Origin of the sequence: Butyricicoccus sp., from assembly GCF_050872565.1 — a bacterium.
Taxonomy (GTDB): domain Bacteria; phylum Bacillota; class Clostridia; order Oscillospirales; family Butyricicoccaceae; genus Butyricicoccus_A.
The window spans coordinates 1-3,210 of the sequence record NZ_JBNMHC010000261.1 but is presented as its reverse complement, the minus strand read 5'-3'; the positions used below and the strand labels follow the sequence as shown (position 1 = coordinate 3,210).

At 45.5% G+C, this 3,210-nt stretch carries 5 protein-coding genes; 3 read left to right on the top strand and 2 right to left on the bottom strand.

The window, feature by feature from the left end; all coding sequences use genetic code 11:
• Window positions 1-109 (bottom strand): urease subunit gamma (locus tag ACR0P9_RS09740; protein ID WP_432619644.1); only part of this gene is annotated, 109 nt, incomplete at its 3' end.
• A gap of 206 nt (window positions 110-315) precedes the next feature.
• Window positions 316-648, bottom strand: a complete 333-nt coding sequence (locus ACR0P9_RS09735; protein WP_432619641.1) for a metal-sensing transcriptional repressor — start codon at window positions 646-648, stop codon at window positions 316-318.
• A 176-nt stretch (window positions 649-824) separates the two neighbouring features.
• Here ACR0P9_RS09735 and ACR0P9_RS09730 point away from each other — a divergent pair, with 176 nt between their 5' ends.
• The 3 genes from ACR0P9_RS09730 to ACR0P9_RS09720 all read left to right on the top strand — a co-directional run.
• On the top strand, window positions 825-1,823 hold the full coding sequence (locus ACR0P9_RS09730) for an energy-coupling factor ABC transporter permease (RefSeq protein WP_432619639.1): 999 nt from the start codon (window positions 825-827) through the stop codon (window positions 1,821-1,823).
• The gene (gene cbiQ, locus ACR0P9_RS09725) at window positions 1,820-2,632 is read left to right on the top strand and encodes a cobalt ECF transporter T component CbiQ (protein WP_432619637.1); all 813 of its coding nucleotides are present in this window, start codon (window positions 1,820-1,822) and stop codon (window positions 2,630-2,632) included. The genes ACR0P9_RS09730 and cbiQ overlap by 4 nt, the downstream gene beginning before the upstream one ends.
• On the top strand, window positions 2,629-3,210 hold a 582-nt coding region (locus ACR0P9_RS09720; RefSeq protein WP_432619635.1), incomplete at its 3' end, for an energy-coupling factor ABC transporter ATP-binding protein. The genes cbiQ and ACR0P9_RS09720, both read left to right, overlap by 4 nt.

The window sequence follows — 3,210 nt, the reverse complement described above, 5'->3', positions numbered from 1 at the left end:
CCAATGCCTCTACATAATTCAGCTTCAATCCACGCTCTTTGCGCTCTTTGGCAAGATTTCCTGCCATGTGCAGCATGAGCTTTTCCTGTTCCTTTGGATTCAGACGCATAGTAGTGCTCCTCTCTAGTCCATCTGTCGGGGAAAATACAAATATTTCCAAAAGTAAAAAAGACAACGTCGCCATATCATTCATGACGCCATTGTCTTCCTATCTGTAATCCCCCGGTGGGGGTATTTTCAAATATGAGTATAAAAAAATAATTGCTGCTTGTCAATCGAACAAAAGAAGTAATTATATACTTCTTTTAGAGCATCCTACTTCACAAACTGGTCAATCGCTCGTTCTAAGTCTTGGATCGCCTTTTGATCTCCCTGTTCTACGGCATCGACAATGCAGTGCTCAATATGATCTTTCAATATCACTTTTCCGGTACTATTGAGCGCAGCGCGAACAGCTGCAAGCTGAATTAAGACTTCCGAGCAGTCTCTGCCATCCTCCACCATCTGTTTGACAGACTGTAAATGTCCAATGGCACGAGAAAGGCGGTTTAATACGGCCTTTGTATTGGCATGTGTATGTCCATGCGCACCGCTGTGATCGTGCGGAATGCCTTCCGCGTGCAGGCGGTCATGTTCTTTTGCATCCATGCGCTGTCCCTCCATATATGATTTCTTTTCCTGAGTATAGCATATATGACAGCGTTGATGCAAGTTCCCAGCATTCTCGATCCCCCATGGGGGCTTGCGAGACGCGAAATGAGATGATATAGTAATACAAAAATGAAAGTTTATATGCAGAATAATGCAAAAGGAGGACTTTTTTCATGCACATGGCAGATGCCTTGATTTCTCCGGCTGTCGCGGGTACGATGTACGTATGCTCTGCCGCTGCCGCGGGATATTCGATCAAAAAGGTACGAATGGACACAGACACGAAAAAAATCCCAGTCATGGGAATCATGGGAGCCTTTGTTTTTGCGGCCCAGATGATTAACTTCACGATCCCTGGTACTGGTTCCAGTGGTCATCTATGCGGCGGTATGCTGCTGTCCGCACTTCTTGGTCCATGTGCCGGATTTTTGACAATGATTGGCGTATTGTTGATTCAGTGCTTGTTATTCGCAGATGGCGGATTGCTGGCTCTCGGATGCAATGTTTGGAATATGGCATTTTACGGCTGTTTCATCGGCGCTTTGCTCATTTGGCGTCCAATGATGAAGCATAGTATGACGAAAAAACGCATCATCATTTCTTCTATTTTGGGATGTGTTTTGACGTTGCAGCTCGGTGCCTTCAGCGTTTCGCTGGAGACTCTGGCTTCTGGTATTACAGAACTTCCCTTCCTTGCTTTTGTGGCGACAATGCAGCCAATTCATCTGGCAATTGGTTTGGTGGAGGGCTGCATCACAGCTGCCGTTTTGGTGTTCGTTTATGAAGCACGGCCGGAGCTGTTATATGCAGGAGAACAAGCCAATACCAGACAAAATGTATTCAGTTTCAAAAAAACATTGGCGATTTTGGCTATTACAGCTGCGGCAATCGGTGGCATTCTTTCCTTGTTTGCTTCCTCTCATCCGGACGGATTGGAGTGGTCTATCGAACAGCTGACCGGTGCAACAGAACTCTCTGCATCCGGCGGGATTTACCGCATGGCAGATACCATTCAGCAGGCAACTTCTATTCTGCCGGACTATGCATTCAGCAATTCAGATTCTGTCTTTGGAACGACCTTTTCCGGCATATTCGGCGGCATCGTTGTCATTGTGCTGTGCGTGCTTGTATGCCGGCTGTTTAAATTCTTCTCTCGGAAAAAATCATCATGAATCATATTGAATCTGCTATTTATGAGATCCATACCATGGATTCTCTGGCATCGAAAAATCAGTGGGTGAATCGACTTCACCCACTGATTAAATTTTTTATCACAATCATATATATTGCCCTCGTCGTGTCGTTTTCTAAATATGATGTAATCGGCATTGCCGGTATGGTTATCTATCCGCTGTTTCTCTTTCAGTTGGCGGATCTTTCGTTTCGTGCCTGCATCAAGCGCCTGCGCATTGTCTTGCCGCTTGTGTGCTGTGTTGGCATATTTAATCCACTGTTAGATCATACGACCGTGCAGCTTGGCGGTATGCTTATCAGCGCGGGTTTTTTGTCCATGTGCACGCTGATTATGAAAGGCGTGTTCAGCGTTCTTGCATCCTACCTGCTCATCGCCACGACGTCCATCGAAGACATCTGTTATGCACTGAGACTGCTGCATGTTCCTAAATTACTGGTTACACAGATTCTTCTCACCTATCGTTATGTAACGGTCTTGCTCGGAGAAGTTAATCGCATGACCCAGGCATACAGTTTGCGGGCACCGCGGCAAAAAGGTGTGCATTTTAAAGTATGGGGTTCTTTGACCGGACAATTGCTGCTTCGCAGTATTGACCGCGCCAATGATGTGTATGAAAGTATGCTCCTGCGCGGCTATCAGGGAGAATTTACGTATCTCGGTCAAGAACATCACATGCGCGCAAGCGATCTGCTGTATTTGCTTTTCTGGCTGATCCTGTTGATTTGCTTTCGCTGTTTTCCAATCTTTGTACTTGTCGGCCAGTTTATGGGAGGAATTTTCGCGTGAAAGAAACACAAATTACCGTAGAACATGTCTTGTTTCGCTACGAAAAACAAATAGATATTTTACAAGATATTACGTTTTCTGCCCATGCATCAGAATCTATCGGATTGGTCGGTGCAAATGGTGTCGGAAAATCTACCCTGCTCAAGCTGCTTGTCGGTTTAAATCTGCCAACGCAGGGCAATATTTTTATTGATGATCTTTCCGTGCAGCCGGAGTATTTTCCGTCCATCCGAGAAAAAATCGGCTATGTGTTTCAAGATTCCGACAGTCAGCTGTTTATGTCGACTGCCTATGAAGATATTGCCTTTGCCCCGCGCAATTATGGATTGTCTAAGGAAGAAATCGACGCACGAGTGAATCACGCGCTGGATGCGATTGGCATTCAGCATCTGCGAGATAAACAGATTTATAAGATGTCCGGCGGAGAAAAAAAGCTGGTATCTATCGCAACGATTCTCTCTATGACACCGGATGTCATTTTGATGGACGAGCCGTCTATCGCGCTGGATCCGCGCAATCGGAGACGATTGATTCAACTGTTAAATTCGTTTTCACAGATAAAAATCATCGCATCTCAT